We start from the raw sequence: 1903 nt of genomic DNA, 5'->3' as shown, positions 1-1903 counted from the left end.
CGTGTGCTCTTCCGATCTTCACTGAATCAGAACGGGTATTTTCAGGTTGGCTAACCCATTTACCGGGATTTCAAGAAATATGGGACGGGGCAAAACTGCTGCCCGATTATAATAGCTGCCTAAATCGCTTTAGCATTGAAAATTTTAGAGGCAAACAAGAGGAAGCTGTCAAAGCTATCTTACGCGGTCAGCGACCATTGGTTATTATGCCGACCGGAGGAGGAAAATCTCTTTGCTACCAAATTCCAGCTTTGATGCTGTTTGAAAGACAACAAGCTTTGACAGTCGTAATTTCTCCCCTACAAGCGCTAATGGCAGACCAAGTGAAAGACTTAGAAAACCAAGGTCTTGACTTCTGCACTTTCATCAATGGTAATCTCTCTGTGCAGGAGCGTTCCCAGCGGTTGAAGCAACTATGGTCTGGTACTTATGGCTTGCTTTATATTAGTCCAGAGCAACTAAGATCGCCCAGCATTCGAGCATTGTTACAAGCGCGTTCACCATCGTTTTGGGTAATTGATGAAGCCCATTGTATGAGTCAGTGGGGACATGATTTTAGGCCAGATTATCGCTATATTCCCAAGTTTATTAAAGAGCTATATCAAAAAAAGCCGCTCCCTCTACTGGCGTTAATGACGGCAACAGCAAGGACTACAGTGCAAGAAGATATCAGAAAACTGTTTGCCGAACACAATCTAGAAATTGGTAGCCTCATTTCTGAATCTAATACCAGAAAAAATCTAGAATATAAAGTTATTCCTGTCAGCGATAACAAAGAACGACTTTTGATTAAGGAAGTTCAAAACTCTCTCAGTCAGGGGGGATGCGTTTTGGTCTACACCACAACTCGCAAGAATGCTGAAAAATTAGCTTACTTACTCAACAGCCAAAATATCGACGCTAAATATTACCACGGACTTTTAGGGAAAACTGAAAAACAGGAAGTTTTAGAAACATTCAAAACAGGCGAGTTAAACGTAGTAGTTGCTACCTGCGCTTTTGGAATGGGAATTAATCGCCAGGATGTAAGGGCGGTGATTCACCATACAATAAGCGCGAATTTGGAAGGTTACATTCAAGAGACAGGACGCGCTGGGCGTGATGGGAAACCAGCAATCTGTACTCTTCTGTTTGATGAAAATGATGCTGATACGATCTTTTCGCTCCAAAGTCACAATCAACTGACTGAAATAGACCTGAAAAATATTTTTATTTCGATTAGGAACATTCGCGATCGCATTCACGGCGGAGCATCAGAGGATTGGTTCTCAGTTACACTCAATGAAATTTTTCAGACTAGCGATTTGGATGAAGAATTTTCCACAGACCACCAATTGCGAGACATCAAAATTAAGGTGGCTATCCAATATCTAGAAAATTTTGGCTTGGTAGAACGGGCAGAAAATTTATCTGCTTACGTTCAATTTGAACTGGTTGACAAAACTTATGATGAATCTCAGCATAAGTTTGAACAGTACATCCAAGGGAAAAATCTCCCGAAAAATCAGAGCGAATTATTCAAAAAGCTAATTGCCGCGATGCACTTGGCTAAAGCCTATTACAGTCAGCAGGATGAACCAGTCTTGCTTGAGCAATTGAGTGATGAGTCTGGCATCGATCCAAAAGAATTACCTCGCCGAATAAGAGAACTAGAACGAGCAGGCGTTTGCTCAGCCAAAATACCCCTAAGTTTCCTGGTGACAAAAGAAGTGAAAGGGGATGCTCGTACAAATTACGATCGCCTTTGCGATCGAGAAGATAAACTGTTGGATGCACTGCTGGAAATTCAAGGAGAACGGCAAACTATTCAAGTGAATTTGCGAAGTTTGGCTTCTCGCCTAGATCCCGATCGCAGTAAAAAAATTCGCGCCACCACCTTAATGGATATTTTAGAAGGTTGGTT

The 1903-nt window shown here is 41.9% G+C and carries 1 protein-coding gene; it reads left to right on the top strand.

Annotated features, from left to right (window positions below; translation table 11 throughout):
* Window positions 1–1903: RecQ family ATP-dependent DNA helicase (locus H6S82_RS31475; protein ID WP_191057357.1), on the top strand; the 1903-nt coding region annotated here is incomplete at both ends.

Source organism: Planktothrix sp. FACHB-1355 (assembly GCF_014748295.1).
Taxonomy (GTDB): domain Bacteria; phylum Cyanobacteriota; class Cyanobacteriia; order Cyanobacteriales; family Aerosakkonemataceae; genus Aerosakkonema; species Aerosakkonema funiforme_A.
Note: the sequence above shows the minus strand (reverse complement) of the source record. Positions and strands in the feature narration are given on the sequence as shown.